Below are 19132 nucleotides of genomic sequence, written 5' to 3'. Positions count from 1 at the left end.
GATATGGAAAAATACTATTTGGCAGTGGATATCGGAGCATCCAGTGGACGTCATATGTTGGGAACAGTAAAGGACGGGAAGATGCAGCTGGAGGAGATTTACCGGTTTTCCAACGGGATGAGCCCGGTTAATGGAGAATTGTGCTGGGACGTGGAAGCCTTGTTCCATGAAATCAAAGAAGGTATGAAGAGATGCAAAGAACTGGGAAAGATCCCTTACTGTATGGGAATTGACACCTGGGCGGTGGATTTTGTTCTTCTGGACGGACAAGACAGGATCATCGGCAATACCACAGGATACAGGGATGAGCGGACAAAAGGAATGGATGAAGAAGTCTATAAGCTGGTTTCTTTAGAAGAACTGTATCAGAGAACCGGAATCCAGAAACAGATATTCAACACCGTATATCAGCTGATGGCCTTAAAACAGAAACATCCGGAACAGCTGAATCAGGCAGAAGCGTTGTTAATGATACCGGATTACTTTAACTTCCGGCTGACCGGAATTAAAAAGCAGGAATATACCAATGCGACTACAACCCAGCTGGTAAGTCCGGAGACAATGGAATGGGATATCGGCCTGATAAAAAAATTGGGATATCCGGAACGGTTGTTCCTTCCCCTGTCAGTGCCCGGAACGACGGTAGGAGAGCTGAGCCCGGAGATTCAGGAAGAGGTAGGCTTTAACTGCCAGGTTGTGCTTCCCGCTACCCACGACACCGGTTCGGCGGTTGTGGCAGTGCCTTCCAATCAGGAGGACGTGCTCTATATCAGTTCGGGAACCTGGTCTTTGATGGGCACGGAGTGTCTGACGGCCAATTGCTCCATGGAGAGCATGAAAGCTAATTTTACCAATGAAGGCGGCTATTTTTTCCGTTTCCGGTATTTGAAAAATATTATGGGCCTTTGGATGATCCAGTCTGTGAAAAAGGAGTTGGATAACCGCTATTCTTTTGCAGAGCTTTGTGACATGGCGTCGAAAGAGACCCTTTCTTCCATCGTGGACTGCAATGACGACTGTTTCCTGGCGCCTAAGAGCATGATCGATGCCGTAAAAGAAGCCTGCGCGGCCAGCGGACAGGAAGTCCCGGAAACGCCCGGAGAGCTGGCGGCAGTTATCTATAACAGTCTGGCTGTCTGCTATGGAAAAACCTTGGAAGAGATCGAGGCGGTCACAGGAAAGCATTATGACTGCATACATATTGTGGGCGGAGGTTCCAATGCGGAGTATCTGAACATTCTGACTGCGAAGGCTACAAAACGGGATGTTTACGCAGGCCCTTCCGAAGCCACTGCGATCGGCAATTTAACGGCTCAGATGCTGAAGGCAGGAGAATTTAATTCCCTGAAAGAAGCCAGAGAAAGCATTTTTAAATCGTTTGAAATTAAAAAATACACCGCTTAAAAAGAACAGGAGAAAGCATATGACAAGAAAAACATTTAAAATGTTCCTGTATCCCGGAATGGCAGAGGAATATGAGAAACGGCATAACGCGCTTTGGCCGGAGATGAAAGAGATGATTCACGAATACGGCGGAAGAAATTATTCCATCTCTCTGGATACGGATACCAACGTTCTCTACGGATATCTGGAAGTGGAAGACGAAGAGAAGTGGAGCAGATCGGCGGATACCGAGATCAACCGGAAATGGTGGGATTATATGGCCGATATCATGGAAACCAACGAGGACAACAGTCCCGTATGCATAGATTTAAAACCAGTATTCCATTTAGACTAATAATAAAGGAGAATTGAAATGACGACAAAGGAAAGATATGAATCAGCAAGAGAAATTTATAAGGCAATCGGCGTAGACACAGATGCAGCGATGGAAGCATTAAAGAACATCCCTGTTTCCATGCACTGCTGGCAGGGAGATGACGTTAACGGCTTTGAGGGGGCAGCCCAGTTATCAGGCGGCATCCAGACTACCGGAAATTATCCGGGAAAAGCCAGAACTCCTAAAGAGCTGATGGCGGACATCGACAAGGCGCTGAGCCTGATTCCTGGAAAGCACAGAATCAACCTTCATGCCAGCTATGCTATTTTTGAAGACGGAGAGTTCGCAGACCGCGATAAGCTGGAACCAAAGCATTTCAAAAAATGGGTGGAGTTTGCAAAAGAAAGAGGCCTTGGACTGGACTTTAATCCTACCTGCTTTTCACATCCTAAGGCAGAAAATGCGACTCTTTCCAGTGAAGACCCTGAGATCCGCAAATTCTGGATCGATCACTGCAAAGCCTGCATCCGCATTTCCGAATATTTCGCCGAAGAGCTTAAAACTCCATGCGCGATGAACATCTGGATTCCGGACGGATTTAAGGATATCCCTGCGGACAGAACGTCACCGAGAGCCAGATTAAAAGATTCTCTTGATCAGATCATTTCCATCGATTATGATAAGAGCAAGGTTTTAATCGCTGTTGAATCTAAAGTATTCGGCATCGGCTTTGAGAGCTGCACCGTAGGTTCCCACGAGTTTTACATGAATTATGCGGCTAAAAATGATCTTTTATGCCTGCTGGACAACGGACATTATCATCCGACCGAGGTGGTTTCCGACAAGATTTCCAGCATGCTGCTGTTCTTTGATAAAGTGGCCCTTCATGTAACCCGCTCCGTGCGCTGGGACAGTGATCATGTGGTGCTTTTTGACGACGAGACAAAAGAGATTGCGAAAGAGATCGTGAGAAATGGAGCTGACCGGGTTCTTCTGGCTCTGGACTTCTTCGACGCCAGCATCAACCGTATCTCCGCCTGGGTAACCGGCATGAGAAATATGCAGAAGGCATTGCTGTTCGCCCTGCTTCGTCCGGACAGCTATCTGGCTAAACTCCAGGAAGACAGAAACTTCACAGAGCTGATGGTAATGCAGGAAGGCTTAAAATCATATCCATTCGGCGATGTATGGAATTATTTCTGCCAGATGAACGGAGTTCCTGAAAAGGAAGAGTGGTTCGATGAAGTGATGAAATACGAGAAAGAAGTTTTATTAAAGAGAAATTAAATGCCAATGAAATTAAAAAGCCGGATTTGCGGCGGAATGTGAGGATATCATGAAGGTTTTAGATGCAGAATTTGTAAAAGGTTTTATTCGTATGTGTGATGACGGTTTTTTGCAGAACTGGCATGAGAGAAATGGCGGAAATTTAAGCTACCGCATGAAAGCGGAAGAAGTGGAATCCGTAAAAGAAGAATTAAGCAATGAGAAAGAATGGCAGCCAATCGGCACCAGCGTTCCCCAGCTGGCCGGAGAATATTTCCTGGTGACAGGAAGCGGAAAATATTTCAGAAACGTGATTCTGGACCCGGCTTCCAACATCAGCATCATTGAAGTGGATGAAAAAGGCGAGAATTTCAGAATCTGCTGGGGCCTGGTAAACGGCGGAAGACCTACCAGCGAACTGCCGTCCCATCTGATGAACCATGAAGTGAAAAAACTGGCTACAGGCGGAAAACACAGGGTGATCTACCACGCGCATCCTGCCAATACCATCGCCCTCACTTTTGTGCTTCCTTTAGAAGACAAGGTTTTCACAAGAGAACTGTGGGAAATGGCAACCGAATGCCCGGTTGTATTCCCTGACGGCGTAGGCGTTGTGGGCTGGATGGTTCCGGGCGGAAGAGATATCGCAGTTGCGACCAGCGAACTGATGAAAAAATATGATGTTGCCATCTGGGCTCATCACGGAATGTTCTGTTCCGGCGAAGACTTCGATCTGACATTCGGGTTGATGCATACGGTGGAGAAATCGGCTGAAATTCTTGTAAAAGTATTATCCATACAGCCGAATAAACTTCAGACGATTACACCTCAGAATTTCAGGGATCTTGCAGTTGATTTTAAGGTGACGCTGCCGGAAGAATTTTTATATGAAAAATAAGTTTTGTTCAAATAATGGGCTGTCGCATTAAATTGTTATTCAATAATAAGAGCAGATACGGTATTGAAAGACTGGACGGGAAGGTAAATGCCTCCCCGTCCGTTTTTTTGCTTCCGTGTCTGCTTCTGATGAATGGTAAAACTAATGTTTTTGTATTGGCATTTACATAGATCCATATTTACATTAAACGTGAAGGCTTTTTCCGAAATGCCTTCACGTTTGATGTAAAAAATTCCCTATCATATTTTCCGTAGCTGTAAAGTCAGAAGGCTGTTTTTCTAACCTATCTTTTCGATCCCCATCTTCAGTTCGAAATGAAACATTCCCCACCAAGATACAATCGGATACAGGCTGTCCCTTCCTCCCCTTTTTATAAGGGCTGGGACGCATAAGAAAATTGAACTGCCCATTGTCGTAGGCGGTATTATATTCCAACAGCAATCTGCCAGGATTGAAATTGTCGCTGAATCCATTTAAGCCATTTCTGAAGGAGATACAGTTTTTGACCGTATGCGCCGCTTCCTGCCCCTCTCCCCCCAGTTTAAAGCCATTGCAGTGGTTTTCAAATGCGATGCAGTGTTCCAGTAATACAGGGCCGTTGGGGCCGTCGTTTATGTTGTTGTACAGATCAAACCCGTCATCAGAATTGTGATGGGAGATACAGCGGATGAAGCAGTTTCCGTCCCCGGCGCCGGTACGGCAGGAAAATCCGTCTGCGTTCTGGTCTGTTTTGTCGTGGTTTTCGTATGATTCGCAGCGAATTAACTTGTTGTTGGAAGGCCAGAACGCTTTGATTGGCCGTATGGTTGTTATCATGAAGCCTGCGTCTCTGTGATCCGTTAAGGTATGGTGGACTTTACAGCCGGTAATTGTATTATAATTCCCATGAATGAGAAAACCGCAGGAACCCTTCTGGTTTTGGCCGTCCAGTTCTAAATCTTCTATTTCCCAATAATTAGAATCCAAGGTAAATAAAGCTTTTTGACTGCCTAAAGGGCGGATCAGGACACTTCCCTCGGGCCTGATCCGTTTATGGGCGGATGAGGTGCCAGAGGCGGTCATGGGAATGGTGATGGGAGGATAGACCCCGGACGCCATGTGGATGGTTCCTCCCGGCAGCAGCTTTTGGACGGCGGCATTTATGGTAAGAGGGTCTTCCGGGGAACCGTTTCCATACTCAGAACCGCGGGGGGAGACGTAAAGATCCGGACCGAAATGACCGCAGGTGACGGTGAATTCTTCACATGATGTCCTGCCGTTTTCTGCAATAAAAAACATGGATATAGTGGTATGGGCTCTATTGACCGGAACCATAAGCTCTGTCTGGGCGGCGGGCTCCAGTTCCAGAATGTAGGTGTCACCGATTCCCTCCGCTTTTACCGTAAGCCTTCCCCGGCGGTCAGCCATCGCGGAAAGACAGTAGGTTTCTCCACAGCACCAGTCGGAAGAGGTGCGGATCATCACCGGAGATTCTGCCGGTTCCGGATGATATATAGGCTTTGGGGCGAGAGGTGCGGCAGGAGAACATATGAGCTGGGGACTGCGCACCAGAAGTTTGGCATTGCGGGCCGCAAAAAATCCTGCATAGATCCGTTTATAATCAATTTCTGTTAATATATGGGAAGAAATATTTGGATCGTCGAAACGGTACGTTTTTATGCTTCCCTGTTCCGAATCTGTATAGGTAAAGATAAGGTCAGATTGCCTGCGCTCTAAGGTGCAGCGGATGGACGTCTGATAGCAGTTGCCGGTGCCGGGGATGGAGGGGATGTCCGGGATCAGCGGATGGGTGAGGTATTTGACTCCCGGATTGCCGGAGGGGGCGTGTACTCCGTAACGGGCGCCGGCCTGCAGGACGCAAGGGCAGTTAACCGTTCTCCCGGAAGCTGCGAAACTGAGCATAGCCATATTGCTGGCAGCAGGATATTCTTCGTATCCGGGAAGGAATGGATTCTGTCTTGCAGGTCCGATTATATCGCGGAACATGAGGCCGCAGGCTTCCTGGCCGTTAGGCGCTGTCTGGTCTTCGGGGCCCAGCTGGAGAAGGGTGATATGGGCGCTCAGAATAAAGTTTTGCCCGGCAGGTATTTCCGTATAATAAAAGGTGAGGCCGTCATGAACCGGCTGGATCTTTCCCCCTCTCGATTCAATGATCACATTTTGGACGGGAGAGGAAGAACCGGAGGGGAGGGGGACGTCCGAATCCTCAGGCCAGACTCCATTTACCCCGGTTTTGCCCGGCAGAACGCCGGTGCAGAAATTCAGATCGGTGGATTGGCCGAAGGTAATCGCTTTCCATAGAGGGGGTGATTGTTTGGATGAATGCATAAAAATCCCTTCCTTTCCTTTTTGAATTAAGGTGCCGGATTCTTTCCGGATATTATGAGTGATATGCGCCTTTGTGAGATTGCAATTAGAAGTATGAACTGAATATATCAGTGTGGAAGAGCAAAATCAAGCATTTCGGACCAACTTGCAAATGAGGTAAAAATAACGAACAAAATGTAAAAAATGTGATGTTTTAGACAGAAGGCAACTATTGTACAATCATTGTATCGACAGAAAAAGTGAAAAGGAGACAAGCTATGTCAGAGAAAAAGAGCGTGTGGAAAACCATGTACAGGCAAAGATATCTGCTGCTGATGATGCTTCCGGGAATTCTGTGGTACATCGTTTTTAAATATGCGACGTATTCCGGTCTGGCCCTTGCGTTTACAAACTACGGGTTCAGGAGCCGGGTGGATTTTGTGGGAATCAGAAATTTCAGCCGGTTGTTTAAATCAGCCGTATTTTGGAATGCTTTTAAAAATACGATCATAATCAGCTTGTGCAATATCATTTTTTACTTTCCGTTTCCGCTCATCGTGGCATTGATGATTAACGAACTGAAATCCTTGTTTATGAAGCGGTCCGTGCAGTTTATGATCTATGTCCCCTATTTCTTTTCCTGGGTTGTGGTGGGATGCGTGTTTGTCACCATGCTTTCTCCTTCCGGTGGAGTGGTGAATCAGGTTTTGCAGTATTTTGGGCATAAACCCATTTATTTTATGGCAGATCCCCATTGGTTCCGGCTGGTGCTGATCGTGTCCTACATCTGGAGGCAGATGGGATATGGGGCGGTTATCTATGTGGCTACCTTGTCTACGGTTGACCCTCAGCTGTATGAGGCGGCCGCCATTGACGGCTGCGACCGGTTCCGGCAGGTCTGGTATATTACCATACCGAGCATAAAAGGAACCATTGTGACAATGCTGCTTTTGAATCTTTCCCATGTGCTCCTCATCTTCGAACAGGTATTGGTTATGTACAATGCTTCCGTATATTCGGCCAGCGACGTGCTTCAAACGTATGCATACAGGGAGGGAATCCTTTCCGGCAATATCGGATATGGAACGGCGATCAGCCTGTTTACCGGAATCGTCAGCCTGTGTCTGGTGATGGGAACCAACTATTTCAGCAAGCGTTTTCTGGACGATTCGATTCTTTAGGAGGTATGCGGAATGCAAAAACAAATGATTGAGAAACGCGGGATGAAGGAGTCGGGATGGAGGACCGCATACCGGATATTTAACGGGATCTTTTTGGCTCTGATCTGTACCATTGTGGTATTGCCCATTTGGAATATCATCATCACTTCGCTGGCGGAGGATAAGGACGTGATGGGAGGAATCTATCTGATGATTCCCAAGTCGGTTACATTTAAAAATTATGCCAGAGTGCTTCAAAGCGGCTATATGAAAGGGTTTTATAATTCCCTTTTGGTGGCGGCCGGAGGTACGGCGCTGGCGATGGTTGTGACCGTTCCACTCGGATATGCGCTGGCACAGAAAAAACTTGTGTTCCGAAAGTTTTTTATGAGGGCTGTTTCCATCACCCTGGTATTTGAAGCGGGGATCATGCCGTTTTATGTGCTGATACGGAATCTAAAGCTGATCGATTCCTATCTGTCACTGATCCTTCCGTTTGCGGTGTCCACTTTCAACCTGATTATAGTGAAAAATTACATGTCTTCCATTCCGGAAAGCCTGATGGAGTCGGCCAGACTGGACGGATGCAACGATATAGAGGCGCTTGTGAGAATTGTGCTGCCGATTTCCGTACCTATTTTAGCGGCGGTGACACTGTTTTATTTCGTATCCTTCTGGAACCGTTATACCGAGGCTGTGATGTTTATCAACAGCAGCGATAAATATACGCTTCAGGTTATGCTGAGGGCCCTGGTATTTCAGGGAGACGGTTCGCTGGGGGAAAATAATGTGGTATATGATAATACAAAAATGGCAGTTATGGTATTGGGAATGTTGCCTGTGCTCGTCATCTATCCGTTTGTACAAAGGTATTTTGTGACCGGATTAATGCTGGGCTCGGTGAAAGAATAAAAAGGAAAAGGGGTAGAATTATGAGGTTAAGCAAGAAAATTACAGCGGTGTTGCTGGCTGCATCCATGGCGGCGTCATTGGGAGGATGCGCAAAAAAGGAAGAGGCGCCTTCCCAAGGGGCGGCTAAGGAGTCTTCGGGACAGGCGCCCGGGGAAACCGTGAAAGAGGAAAAGCCGGTTGCTTTGTCTATCTGTTCCTCGGACAGCACATTCGGTCTGAGCACAGATCCGGAACTCCAGCAGGCGGTTATCGATCTTTTAGAAGAGAAAACAGGAACGGAACTGAAAGCGATCATTCCGCCTGTCTCCAGCTACAACGATAAACTGGAAACCATGATATCAGGCGGGGATGTGCCGGATATCTTCTATGTATCACAGGCCATGACGCGGCTTCCCAACTATGCGGCCAGAGGAAAAATACTTTGTTTAAATGATTATATTAAAAATTCCGAAAAGCTGTCCACAATCAGCCAGGATTTATACGATGCTCTGGCCATTGACGGAAACATTTACCATGTTCCCTATGTAAATCCAAAGATGAAAATCCTGTTTTTGAGAAAAGATGTGATGGAAACATACGGAATTGAACTTTCCAACACTCCTACGACAGAAGAATTTATGACGGAAATGGGAAAATTAAAAGGCACCGGAATCATACCGTTCAGCTTTCCAAAGTTCATTGACAACTTCCAGTTTTTCATGAATGCTTACGGCGCATATGCAGGCGTTTATAAAAATGAATCAGGAGAATATGTGGACGGTTTCCAGGAGCCGCAGATGGCAGAGGCCCTCAAGTATCTGAGGGAGCTTTACGAATCAGAGGTGATTGACCAGGAATTCATCACCACAGAGATGGCCACAATGCGTGAATACATGTATACAGGAAAAGCGGCCTGCGATATCGATTACACCACCAACTATACAAATTACAGCCGGGAAAGCGCAAAGGCAGGACAGGAGAGCGATGTATTTCCGATTTACTGTATCTATGGACCGGATGGCAAAGGCGGCTGTTTAAATGAATCCGTTCAGATCGCTTACTGCATTTCCGCCGATTGCAAGAACCCGCAGAAAGCATTTGACGTGATCGAAACCATGGTTATGGACCCCGAGATGTATCCGGCTCTGTTTAACATCGGAGTGGAAGGCAAACATTATAATATCAACGGTGACGGATATCTGGAGCCTACGGAAAAAGCTGCTAATTCCGGCTATTCCCCCAAATATTCCTTCCTTTACGATTCCTTTATCCAGGACTTTAACCTGAATTTTAAGCTGAGTGAAGAACTGGAACGCGCACTGCCTGCACAGAAGGAGATCATCGAAAAGGCTTTGGAAGTGAAGGGGCCGAAATATATGATTCCTTCCGGCAAATCGGATCTTTATGACGAATGCGCCGCATCCATCACAAGCACCTGGCAGGAAATCGTATCACAGATCGTGCTGGGAAGCGTTACCGTGGAAGAGGGAATGGAAAATTATAAGAATTTCTGGAGAAGTATTGACGGAGATACGCTCTTGAAGGAACTGAATAAATAAAAGGCGCCAAAGCGTCCGCATAACGGAAAGCTTATACGGTAAAATACCGCAGATAAGCATTCTGTCAGGCGGGCGCTGGTTCCATTTCCAGAATTTACATATGAATTGCGGATGGAAGATCCGGTTTCTTTTGATATAATGAACGGTGTGGGAGGGGAGCATGAAGGGGAAGAAAAAGGCATCTTATATGAAGGCGGTCTATCTGCAGTTCCTGACCGTGCTGATGATAGCGGCCGTATGCATTAATGTGCTGCTGATCGGGTATTACACCTACCGGGAGAAAAAGCTGATACGGGATGAAAAGGAAAACCAGCTGAACCAGAGCATGTTTTACATACAGAGAATTATGGAGGAGGCGGATACGGTTGCGGCCGGCATATGGAGCGGTACGGAAGTCCAGGGACTGCTTAAAAGTTATAAAACGAAACCGGATTACCTTCTGTACAGAGACTGCGTTGACTATCTGTCCAACACCGTGTTTAACGTAAATGCCGTGGCCTGGGTGGATCTGTACCTTTCCGATTCCAATAATCTTATCACATCCAATGACGGTGTGTTTTACGGTTTGGAAAAGGAGGATCAGGAATATTACGTTACATTAATGGAAGAGACGGACGGGCCATACTGGTCCACGGATTATACGGACCATTTTCTGTCTTATTTTCACAGGAATAAGCAGGTGGTGACGTTGATGAGGCCGGTTTATTCAACTCTGACTGGAAAGAAAAAGGGAATCTTGTGTGCGGGGATTCCGGTCAATGAACTGTATAACTACCTTGAACACGAGGGAGAAAACCAGGGAATGATGATCGCTTTCGGAGAAGGGAATATGCTGCCTTTCCACATGGACCAGGAGCATTTTGCGTTGTGGGAAGGGGAAGGCGGAATTGAAAAACAGATGGAAGAGGGAGCCAGGCAGCCGTACCGTTATCTCTTCAACGGAAAGCGGTATTCTGTTCTGGGGAAAAAGGACGGAAAGACAGGAATGACCGTCTATTACTATTATGAGGACCGGTATCTGCTTCCCAACCTGTTCCCGGTGGCGGTGTGCACCATCGCGGTAATTCTGCTGTTTGCGGCGGTTTACAGGATTATTATCCGCATTTCCGATAAAAAGATGTCCCAGCCGGTCGTTGTCCTGATGGATGCCATGAAGGAGATGGAAAAGGGAACGTTCGGAGTCAGGATCAGCGAGGAACGAAACGATGTGTTTGGGGAAATCTTTCAGGGATTTAACCATATGTCGGGTAATCTGCAGCGTTTGGTCCGGGAAGTTCTGGAAGAGAGGCTTAGAAAAGAAGATTTTAAATACCGGCTTTTGCAGTCCCAGATCAATCCTCATTTCCTTTACAATATATTCAACAATATGATCTGGATGAGCGAACAGAAAGATTATGACGGACTGGAAAGCATGGTGTGCGCTACGGCGGGGTATTATAAGACGGCGCTGAATTACGGAAACCAGGATATCTGCCTGTCGGATAATTTAAAGCAGCTTCAATGTTATGTGTGGATTCAGCAGGTGCGGTTTGCAGACCAGTTTGAGTGCGAAATCTGCTTCGAAAAAGAGATTCTGCCCCTTTGCATACCAAACCTTTTGCTGCAGCCTCTGGTTGAGAATGCCATTGCCCATGGAGCTCAGTATAAGGCGGGCATTACGGAAATTGCGGTGACGGGAGAGCTGCGGGGGGAACGCCTTCATTTTGAAGTATGGGACAATGGACAGGGAATTCAGGAGAATAGGCTGAACGAAATCCGGGAAGCGATGAAATCCGGAAATGGGGATGGAAAGGACTATTTTGCGCTGGTGAATATTGCAAGACGGTTGGAAATCCGTTATCACGGCAGGGCATCCATCAGCATTGACAGCGTTTACGGGGAATGGACAAAGGTGGTATTGGAGATACAGGAGAGTGAAAATGTATAAGATAATGATTGCGGATGATGAAAGAGTGGTTTTACAGGGAATAGCGAAAACAATTCCCTGGGAGAAATGCGGGGTTAAACTGGTGGCAACGGCTGAAAACGGCAGAGAACTGGTGGAACGGGCCCTGCAATATCTCCCGGATATCATTTTGACCGATATCCGGATGCCTGAATTTGACGGGCTTCAGGCCGTGGAACAGCTGAAGAACCTGCTTCCTGACTGTGAATTTCTGATCATAACGGCATATGAGGAATTTGAATACGCGAAAAAAGCCATTGAACTGGGGGTGGCCGGATATATTGTTAAACCGGTATTAAAAAGCGAAGTGGTGGAACAGGTGGTGAGCGTAAGGGAAAAGCTGGATAAGAAGCGCAGGAAAGACGCGGATTTGGAAAATGAGGATGATGTATCGAAACGGGAGGGCAGGACTGCCATCGACCGGGCCGTCCGGTATATGAAAAGCCATGTGGATCAGGAATTATCTCTTTTGGAGGTATCTGAATACCTTCATATGAATCCGTCCTATTTCAGCCGGTATTTTAAGGAGAAAACCGGGATGTCGTTTTCCGATTCCGTCAAGCAGATTAAAGTGGAGAGGGCCATGGAGCTTTTGGATACCACAAATCTGAAAACGTATGAGATCGCCGCCAGGCTGGGATATCAAAGCGTGCAGTATTTTTCAACCCTGTTTAAAAACAGGACGGGTCTCAGCCCTCAGGAGTACAAAAAAAGAACAGAAGTCTGAGCGGATATGAAAAAGTTGGGAATCAGCCGGAAAAAGACAAGGAATCTGTTCAAAAAGCTTGACAAATCAGACTCATTAGCGTAGAATACGCTTCATAAAGATTCCTAGTTAAAATGTAGGAAACTGAGCAGGAGGCAGCTCTTATGTGCAATTCAAAGACCATGCAGATGAATATGTATATGATGAACGACATGATGGATATGTGTCGTATGTTAATGTGCATAAAAACATCATAAGTATTTTTTTGTATGGAATTGTGATTTGATATGGATAAGAGTGGCAGTAAGCGCTGTATATGATCGCAGACCCATGCATGGGCCTGCGTTTTTTTATACCATAGGAAAGTGCTCCTATGATATAAAAAAGCCCTCCGGGCAGGATCGCACTGCGGCGGTGAGGTATAATGTCGCTGAAGCGACCCGCCGCAGGCGGAGAATCCCGCAAGCGGGATTCTTTCTTATATCATAGGAAAGTCTCCTATAATTCTGTTGCGGATAGGAAAATCAAACAGGAAAGGATCAGGTATCATGAATAAGGAACAACCGATTATCCAGCTAAAGGGCATGGGGAAAGAATTTAAGACTGCCAATGGTCCGGTGAAGGCTCTGGATGATATCAATCTGGATATTATCCGGGGAGAGATCTTTGGCATCATCGGCCTGAGCGGCGCTGGAAAAAGTACGTTAGTGCGTTGTATCAATTATCTGGAAGTGCCCACTTCCGGAACGGTGATTTTTGAAGGAAACAGCCTTACGGACTGTGATGAGAGGGAACGGCGCAGAGCCAGACAGTCTATGGGAATGATTTTCCAGCAGTTTAATCTGCTGGCTCAGAGAAATGTAATTCAGAATATTTGTTTTCCGCTGGAGATTGCGGGAGTGCCGAAAAAGGAAGCACAGAACAGGGCCATGGAACTTTTAAAACTGGTGGGCTTGGAAGAGCGGGCCAAAGCTTATCCGGCCCAGCTGTCCGGCGGCCAGAAGCAGAGAGTAGCCATCGCCAGAGCCATTGCCACCAATCCCAAAGTGATTCTGTGTGACGAGGCCACAAGCGCGCTGGACCCCAATACGACGAAATCGATCTTGCAGCTGTTAAAGGAGATCAATCAGAATCTGGGAATCACCGTGATTGTGATCACTCACGAGATGGCGGTAATCGAAGCGATCTGTGACCGGGTGGCAATTATAGACAGCAGCCGGATTGCAGAGGTGGGAAGCGTTTCGGAGATATTTTCCGAACCCAAATCCAAGATCGGCCGCCAGCTGATCCTGGGAGACGCGGTGTCCACGGCGGAATTTGGAAAGTCCAGAAAGATCAGGATTACCTTTGACGGAAGGTCTTCCTTTGAACCGGTATTGGCGAATATGATTCTGGCTTGTAAGGTGGCGGTGAATATCATCTATGCGTCCACCAAAGATATTGGAGGAACGGCAGCAGGGCAGATGATTATCCAGCTTCCTGAGGATGAGGCGGACGCAGTCCGGGTTATCAATTATCTGAAAACAGTGAAGGTACCATATGAGGAGGTGACAGATTATAATGTTTGATGCGACTACACTTGAAATGCTTGGCGTTGGTATTATGGAAACTCTTTTTATGACATTTGCTTCCTCTTTTTTGTCCTACCTGATCGGTATTCCGCTGGGAATCATTTTGGTTGTGACGGATAAAGAAGGAATCTGCCCCGTTCCAACGGTGCAGAAGGTTTTGGGGCTTGTGATTAACCTGCTTCGGTCGGTTCCCTTTATTATTCTTTTGATCATGGTTATCCCTCTCACCAGATTTTTGGTGGGAACCACTTTGGGAGCCAAGGCAGTCGTGCCTCCGTTAGTGATTGCGGCTGCGCCTTATGTGGCCCGCATGGTGGAATCTTCGTTCAAAGAAGTGGATGCCGGCGTCATTGAAGCGGCAAAGTCCATGGGTGCTTCCACTTCCCAGATCATATGGAAAGTGCTTCTTCCGGAAGCGAAGCCGTCACTTTTAGTGGGCGCGGCGATTTCCGTCACCACGATCCTGGGATACTCCGCTATGGCCGGTTTTGTCGGCGGCGGCGGTTTGGGCGCAATTGCGATCAACTACGGTTATTACCGGTATCAGACGGATATGATGCTGATTACTGTGGCAATTTTGGTTATCATCGTTCAGATTATTCAGGAAACAGGCATGAGAATGTCAAGGTTGAGCGATAAGAGAATCCGATAGCCGGGTTACTATTCACGGCCCCGGAACCAGACCGGACCGCATAGGTCCCCGGGGCCGCGAATAGTAACATAGCCGGATCTCTTTTAGCATAGATTAAAGTGCCGCAAATGCGGCGGAATGGAGGAAATTATGAAAAAATTAGTGTGTGTACTGGCAGCAGCGTCTTTGACAGCAGCGGTATTAACCGGATGCGGCGGCGGAAATAAGCCGGCGGAATCTTCAAAGGCGGAAACAACTCAGGCGGCTTCAGCCGGAGAAACAACCGCAGAAAAAGGTGAGACTTCAGAAGCGGCAAAAGAGGAATCCACAGAAGCAAAAGAACTGGTGAAATTTACGGTAGGAGCGAGTCCGGCTCCCCATGCTCAGATTCTGGAAGCGGCAAAACCGCTGATGGCTGAAGCCGGATATGATCTGGTAATTAAAGAATACAACGATTATGTTCAGCCAAACCTGGCTGTAGAAAGCGGCGATCTGGATGCCAACTACTTCCAGCACCTTCCTTACTTAGAGCAGTTCAACGTAGAAAAAGGCACGGACCTGGTATCCGTAAAGCCGATTCACTATGAACCGTTCGGCATCTATGCAGGCAGGACGGCGTCTTTAGAGGAATTAAAAGACGGTGCTAAAGTAGTAGTTCCAAACGATACGACCAATGAAGCGAGAGCGCTTCTTCTTTTGGAAGCACAGGGCTTAATTAAGTTAAAAGAAGGCGCAGGACTTACCGCAACGAAAAAAGACATTGTGGAAAATGAGAAAAAACTGGATATCATCGAGAGTGAAGCAGCTCAGATTCCGCGCGCTATCAAGGATGTGGATATCGCAGTTATTAACGGAAACTATGCAATTCAGGCAGGATTTAAGGTTTCTGACGCATTGGCAATTGAAGATGCAAAGTCCGTAGCAGCCGTTACTTACGGAAATGTTGTGTGTGTAAAAAATGGAAATGAAAATGATCCGGCCGTTCTTGCATTAATTGATGCATTGACAAGTGATACGGTTACGAAGTATATTGAAGATACGTATGAGGGAGCAGTAGTTCCTTTAAACTAAACGTGAAGGAGAACTGTTATGCAGCCACAAAAAAATAACATGGCAACAGCGTCTTTGGTGATGGGAATCCTGTCGATCGTATTATCCTGCTGTTGTTTTATCGGCGTTATGTTTTCATCCTTAGGACTATTATTTGCCTGTTTGTCCAGAGTGAATGAAACATTTGAAGGACATGCGAAGGCGGGCCTTGTCACCAGCATCGTCGGCCTGGTTTTATCGGGAATTCTCTTAATTGGATGGTTTGTGCTGATCGCAGCCGGTTCTTTTGACCTTTCATCCAGTTTGTACGGTTTTCAGACTATAATTCCGGGAGGTATGCTATGAGAGGCAGAACATCTGCAGAATTAAAACAGCTTGCAAAGCGGGCTCTGCTGGGAAAATATGGAACAGCCGTGGGCGCGATTCTTGTAAATTATGCCGTAGCGGCAGGATTAGTGATGGTAATTTACTTTTTTGCCATAATCGGCGTATTTGCCGCTTTGTTTTCTGGTAACTCCAGGGCATCCAACGCTCCGGTAATCATAATCATTATTATAGGTGTGGCCATCCTTTTCGCGTCATTAGTTATCGAATATATGCTGATGCCGGGGTATATCAATCTTTACTTAAACATCTGTAAAGGAAGACGGTATGCGCTGGGCGACCTTTTATTCGCATTTAAGAACACGCCGGGTAAATTTTTACTTATTTCGTTTATTATTATAGGACTGGTTGTGGTCATGACCGGGTTTAACTTTTTAATCAGCATGGTTGGGATGCTTACTCACAGTTTTGTCCTTAATATTGTACTCGACTGGGGATCTATGCTTCTCATTTACGTCCTCATGTTCTTATTTTACATGAATTTTGGCCTTACCCTCTATATTCTGGTGGATGAACCGCAAAAAGGAATCATGGAAGCGCTGCGTGAAAGCTACCGTATGATGCATGGCAACAGAGGGCGCTATTTCCGCCTGATAATCAGCTTTATTGGTTGGTTCCTATTGGGTTATTTATCCATAGGACTTGCTTTTTTATGGCTGGTGCCATATATGGGCTGTACATTTACGTATTTTTATATGGATATCAGGGAGCAGCAGGCGGCTGCCTATGCCGTGCCGGAAGAACCCGTACAGGAATATATGTATCAGAATCAGAGGGAACCGTACAGAATGGAACAGACGGAGGTTATCCCTGCAAATGAAGAGCATACAGAGGAAGACATTTAGCTGCCAATGCGCATAGTATACAGTAAATGAGTAAAAGGTGATTTGTTCTATGCGTATTTGTGAAAGAAAGCGTTAAATGTGTTGGTGATTAATGTTTTAGCGGTAAGAGGATACTTTTTCGCCGGGATAACCGGTTAACAGGCTGCTGGACAGAATGAGATAAAACTTTATATTTAGAATATGGAAACTGAGGATTTTCTTGTTTTTGGAGAGAATCCTCAGTTTTTATATGGATAATTTTCGGGATAAAGTCTTTTCATTTCCTGGCTGAGTTTTCCCGTTCTTTTGGGAATCCATTTGAAAAACAATGAAAACTTTAATCCGTATTCCCCACAATTTTGGGATAAATTCTCAGGTGGAATTTGGGGTGATTATTTTTTGTTCCGCGGATATCTTTTGTATATTCCACCCGGAGAAGCAATTCCTTTAAAAGGGCATTTTGATCCTCCACCGACAGGTCGGAATAGATGGAAAGCAGAGGGAGATTCTCTGCTTTTTTTGATACCTTGTTTGGATCATTCTGCCGGGGCAGCTTTTGTTCCAGACTTTCAATGATGGAAAGCTCTGATTCCAATTGCTGATTCAAAGTGCCTGACCGTTCCCGAAAGATCTCAGGAGAATAGACGCCTGTTTCCAGAAGGGTGTAAGTTTTATCCAGCTGCTTCTTTAAACGGCAGACAGACGCTTTTCTGGATGCCAGGGAGAGGGTCAGGATATCCGGAGAATCCTCGGATGAGGGGGCCGGAAGGTCTGAGATTCTGAGATTTTGGAGCCAGGAGGACAAGGCGGTTAAAATCCCTTTTTCAACCAGGCTGAAATCCGATCCGCAAGTCGGGCAGCCCGGGGTGCGGCAGATGAAATATCCGGAGGAATCCCCGCCTTTTCCCGGTCGTCTTATCATAGCTTTTCGGCAGCGGCCGCAGTAGAGGATTCCGGCCAGAGGATTTTTTAAACCGGTATCTAAAAATGGGGGAGTCCGGCTTTTTTTCTTATGGAGAAGCTGAACCGATTCCCAGACATCGGGACTGATGATGGGGGAATGAAGGCCCGGCACGACGAGACAGTCCGGCTGAACCGGATGGGTTCGGGTAAGGCTGCCGTTTTTCATGACCTTTTTTGTTTTTCTGTGGCCCCAGCGGATGAATCCGGCATAGACGCAGTTAGACAAAATGGTTTGGATGGAAGACGGAGACCATTGATCCGAGCGCGGCGGCGGTATCTTTAAGCCGTTTAACGTGCGGGCGATGGCAGAAGCGCCTGACGGCTTATTTCCCGTTTCCGGCGTTCCGTTTAAGTACATTTCGAAGATCAGGTGGACGATCTGGGCCTGATGGGGGACAATTTGAAGGCTGTAGCCCTTTCCGTCAGGCAGCTTATATTTTGTATAGCCGTATGGAGCCAGGCTTCCCGCGTATTTGCCTTCCTTGGCGGAGGCAGTTTTTCCGTTCATCAGCCGCCGCCGTATGGAGTTATATTCCCGGCGGCTCATAAACAGGCCGAATTCTGCGTATTCTTCATCGAACTCATCGGTGGGATCATAGGTCTTGGACGGAGTGATGATTTTAGTGCCGCAGTATTTAAATGTTTCCATAAGAAGTCCCTGGTCTCTGGTGTCTCCACGGGCCAGCCTGGGGATCTCTGTAACCAGAACTCCGTCCGGCCTCAGGGTTTCCACATCATTTAACATGCATATCATCTGTGGCCTTGCGGCTATGGTTTCTCCCGACACCACCTCCCGGTATATTTTCGCGATTGTAATTCCAAGAGTATGTGCCAGATCTTCCAGCGCTTTTTCATGGCGGGCCAGTGTTTCGCCGGCCCCTTGAAGTTCCGCCTCCCGGTCTTCCCGGGATTTCCTGAGATAGGCAAAATATAATCCGTCCGGATTTAACATCACATCACCTCACAAGTCATTATATGGGAACAATTCTGCAAAAATACGGATTCAATATGTACAAACGGGCCGCCATATAATGTAAAAGACAGGAGTGGAAAAGATGGCGGAAAAACGGATCGAGACAGATTACTGCATCATAGACATCTGTGATGATTATGCGGCGGCCGGGAATGAGAAACAGGAAATTCTAAAACGCTGCGGCAAAATTCTTGCGTTACGGATATCAGGGATCAGCAAAACTTCAAAAAAAGAAGAGAAGATGAGACGGAAATCGGAAAAGTAACAAAACGTCACATATTTTC

17 protein-coding genes are annotated in these 19132 nt (G+C 46.7%); 15 read left to right on the top strand and 2 right to left on the bottom strand.

Annotated features, from left to right (window positions below):
- Window positions 1–3 precede the first annotated feature (3 nt).
- The 4 genes from rhaB to rhaD are packed head-to-tail and all read left to right on the top strand — an operon-like array spanning window position 4 to window position 3884.
- Window positions 4–1404 (top strand): rhamnulokinase, encoded by a 1401-nt coding sequence (gene rhaB / locus C0033_RS19830; protein WP_103229639.1) that lies wholly within the window; start codon window positions 4–6, stop codon window positions 1402–1404.
- A gap of 19 nt (window positions 1405–1423) precedes the next feature.
- Complete coding sequence (gene rhaM, locus C0033_RS19825; RefSeq protein WP_103229638.1) at window positions 1424–1738, top strand: L-rhamnose mutarotase; 315 nt, start codon at window positions 1424–1426, stop codon at window positions 1736–1738.
- 18 nt (window positions 1739–1756) lie between these two features.
- Window positions 1757–3007 carry an L-rhamnose isomerase gene (locus tag C0033_RS19820; RefSeq protein WP_103229637.1) on the top strand — a complete coding sequence of 417 codons (1251 nt, stop codon included), beginning with the start codon at window positions 1757–1759 and terminating at the stop codon, window positions 3005–3007.
- A 49-nt stretch (window positions 3008–3056) separates the two neighbouring features.
- Window positions 3057–3884, top strand: coding sequence for a rhamnulose-1-phosphate aldolase (rhaD, locus tag C0033_RS19815; RefSeq protein WP_103229636.1), 828 nt, complete (start codon window positions 3057–3059; stop codon window positions 3882–3884).
- Window positions 3885–4097: 213 nt separating this feature from the next.
- Here rhaD and C0033_RS19810 read toward each other — a convergent pair whose 3' ends face one another.
- A complete protein-coding gene (locus tag C0033_RS19810) occupies window positions 4098–6212 on the bottom strand; it encodes a right-handed parallel beta-helix repeat-containing protein (protein ID WP_103229635.1) in 2115 nt (704 codons plus the stop codon).
- Window positions 6213–6469: 257 nt separating this feature from the next.
- On the opposite strand from C0033_RS19810, the gene C0033_RS19805 reads away from it, so the two are divergent.
- From C0033_RS19805 to C0033_RS19760, 10 genes are all read left to right on the top strand, one after another.
- A complete protein-coding gene (locus C0033_RS19805; protein WP_103229634.1) occupies window positions 6470–7372 on the top strand; it encodes an ABC transporter permease subunit in 903 nt (300 codons plus the stop codon).
- Window positions 7373–7384: 12 nt separating this feature from the next.
- Window positions 7385–8263, top strand: coding sequence for a carbohydrate ABC transporter permease (locus C0033_RS19800; RefSeq protein ID WP_242984559.1), 879 nt, complete (start codon window positions 7385–7387; stop codon window positions 8261–8263).
- Between the two features lie 20 nt (window positions 8264–8283).
- Window positions 8284–9801, top strand: a complete 1518-nt coding sequence (locus C0033_RS19795) for an extracellular solute-binding protein (RefSeq protein WP_103229633.1) — start codon at window positions 8284–8286, stop codon at window positions 9799–9801.
- A 160-nt stretch (window positions 9802–9961) separates the two neighbouring features.
- Window positions 9962–11728: a sensor histidine kinase gene (locus C0033_RS19790; RefSeq protein WP_103229632.1), complete on the top strand. Its 1767-nt coding sequence runs from the start codon at window positions 9962–9964 to the stop codon at window positions 11726–11728.
- Entirely contained in the window at window positions 11721–12473 is a 753-nt protein-coding gene (locus C0033_RS19785; RefSeq protein ID WP_103229631.1) for a response regulator, read from the top strand. Before C0033_RS19790 ends, C0033_RS19785 begins: the two co-directional genes overlap by 8 nt.
- A 527-nt stretch (window positions 12474–13000) precedes the next feature.
- Window positions 13001–14020 (top strand): ATP-binding cassette domain-containing protein, encoded by a 1020-nt coding sequence (locus C0033_RS19780; protein ID WP_103229630.1) that lies wholly within the window; start codon window positions 13001–13003, stop codon window positions 14018–14020.
- A complete protein-coding gene (locus tag C0033_RS19775; RefSeq protein ID WP_103229629.1) occupies window positions 14013–14675 on the top strand; it encodes a methionine ABC transporter permease in 663 nt (220 codons plus the stop codon). Before C0033_RS19780 ends, C0033_RS19775 begins: the two co-directional genes overlap by 8 nt.
- A gap of 129 nt (window positions 14676–14804) precedes the next feature.
- Complete coding sequence (locus C0033_RS19770) at window positions 14805–15725, top strand: MetQ/NlpA family ABC transporter substrate-binding protein (protein ID WP_180994827.1); 921 nt, start codon at window positions 14805–14807, stop codon at window positions 15723–15725.
- Between the two features lie 18 nt (window positions 15726–15743).
- On the top strand, window positions 15744–16049 hold the full coding sequence (locus C0033_RS19765; protein WP_103229628.1) for a hypothetical protein: 306 nt from the start codon (window positions 15744–15746) through the stop codon (window positions 16047–16049).
- A complete protein-coding gene (locus tag C0033_RS19760) occupies window positions 16046–16933 on the top strand; it encodes a DUF975 family protein (protein WP_103229627.1) in 888 nt (295 codons plus the stop codon). The genes C0033_RS19765 and C0033_RS19760 overlap by 4 nt, the downstream gene beginning before the upstream one ends.
- A 316-nt stretch (window positions 16934–17249) precedes the next feature.
- Here the strand turns inward: C0033_RS19760 and C0033_RS19755 are convergent, their stop codons facing one another.
- Window positions 17250–18827: a recombinase family protein gene (locus tag C0033_RS19755; protein ID WP_103229626.1), complete on the bottom strand. Its 1578-nt coding sequence runs from the start codon at window positions 18825–18827 to the stop codon at window positions 17250–17252.
- 103 nt (window positions 18828–18930) lie between these two features.
- Between C0033_RS19755 and C0033_RS19750 the strand changes: the two genes are divergently transcribed.
- Window positions 18931–19113 (top strand): hypothetical protein, encoded by a 183-nt coding sequence (locus tag C0033_RS19750; RefSeq protein WP_103229625.1) that lies wholly within the window; start codon window positions 18931–18933, stop codon window positions 19111–19113.
- Window positions 19114–19132: the final 19 nt, after the last annotated feature.

The sequence above is a fragment of the Clostridium sp. chh4-2 genome (assembly GCF_002899675.1).
Taxonomy (GTDB): domain Bacteria; phylum Bacillota; class Clostridia; order Lachnospirales; family Lachnospiraceae; genus CHH4-2.
This window is presented reverse-complemented; position numbering and strand designations above follow the sequence as displayed.

Excerpts from the sequence above, each read along its gene's own strand:
- C0033_RS19785 (WP_103229631.1), top strand. The coding sequence starts at position 11,721 with ATGTATAAGATAATGATTGCGGATGATGAAAGAGTGGTTTTACAGGGA.
- C0033_RS19780 (WP_103229630.1), top strand. The coding sequence starts at position 13,001 with ATGAATAAGGAACAACCGATTATCCAGCTAAAGGGCATGGGGAAAGAA.
- C0033_RS19790 (WP_103229632.1), top strand. The coding sequence starts at position 9,962 with ATGAAGGGGAAGAAAAAGGCATCTTATATGAAGGCGGTCTATCTGCAG.
- C0033_RS19805 (WP_103229634.1), top strand. The coding sequence starts at position 6,470 with ATGTCAGAGAAAAAGAGCGTGTGGAAAACCATGTACAGGCAAAGATAT.
- C0033_RS19820 (WP_103229637.1), top strand. The coding sequence starts at position 1,757 with ATGACGACAAAGGAAAGATATGAATCAGCAAGAGAAATTTATAAGGCA.
- C0033_RS19755 (WP_103229626.1), bottom strand. The coding sequence starts at position 18,827 with ATGTTAAATCCGGACGGATTATATTTTGCCTATCTCAGGAAATCCCGG.
- rhaD (WP_103229636.1), top strand. The coding sequence starts at position 3,057 with ATGAAGGTTTTAGATGCAGAATTTGTAAAAGGTTTTATTCGTATGTGT.
- C0033_RS19750 (WP_103229625.1), top strand. The coding sequence starts at position 18,931 with ATGGCGGAAAAACGGATCGAGACAGATTACTGCATCATAGACATCTGT.
- C0033_RS19795 (WP_103229633.1), top strand. The coding sequence starts at position 8,284 with ATGAGGTTAAGCAAGAAAATTACAGCGGTGTTGCTGGCTGCATCCATG.
- rhaB (WP_103229639.1), top strand. The coding sequence starts at position 4 with ATGGAAAAATACTATTTGGCAGTGGATATCGGAGCATCCAGTGGACGT.
- C0033_RS19800 (WP_242984559.1), top strand. The coding sequence starts at position 7,385 with ATGCAAAAACAAATGATTGAGAAACGCGGGATGAAGGAGTCGGGATGG.
- rhaM (WP_103229638.1), top strand. The coding sequence starts at position 1,424 with ATGACAAGAAAAACATTTAAAATGTTCCTGTATCCCGGAATGGCAGAG.
- C0033_RS19775 (WP_103229629.1), top strand. The coding sequence starts at position 14,013 with ATGTTTGATGCGACTACACTTGAAATGCTTGGCGTTGGTATTATGGAA.
- C0033_RS19765 (WP_103229628.1), top strand. The coding sequence starts at position 15,744 with ATGCAGCCACAAAAAAATAACATGGCAACAGCGTCTTTGGTGATGGGA.
- C0033_RS19760 (WP_103229627.1), top strand. The coding sequence starts at position 16,046 with ATGAGAGGCAGAACATCTGCAGAATTAAAACAGCTTGCAAAGCGGGCT.
- C0033_RS19770 (WP_180994827.1), top strand. The coding sequence starts at position 14,805 with ATGAAAAAATTAGTGTGTGTACTGGCAGCAGCGTCTTTGACAGCAGCG.
- C0033_RS19810 (WP_103229635.1), bottom strand. The coding sequence starts at position 6,212 with ATGCATTCATCCAAACAATCACCCCCTCTATGGAAAGCGATTACCTTC.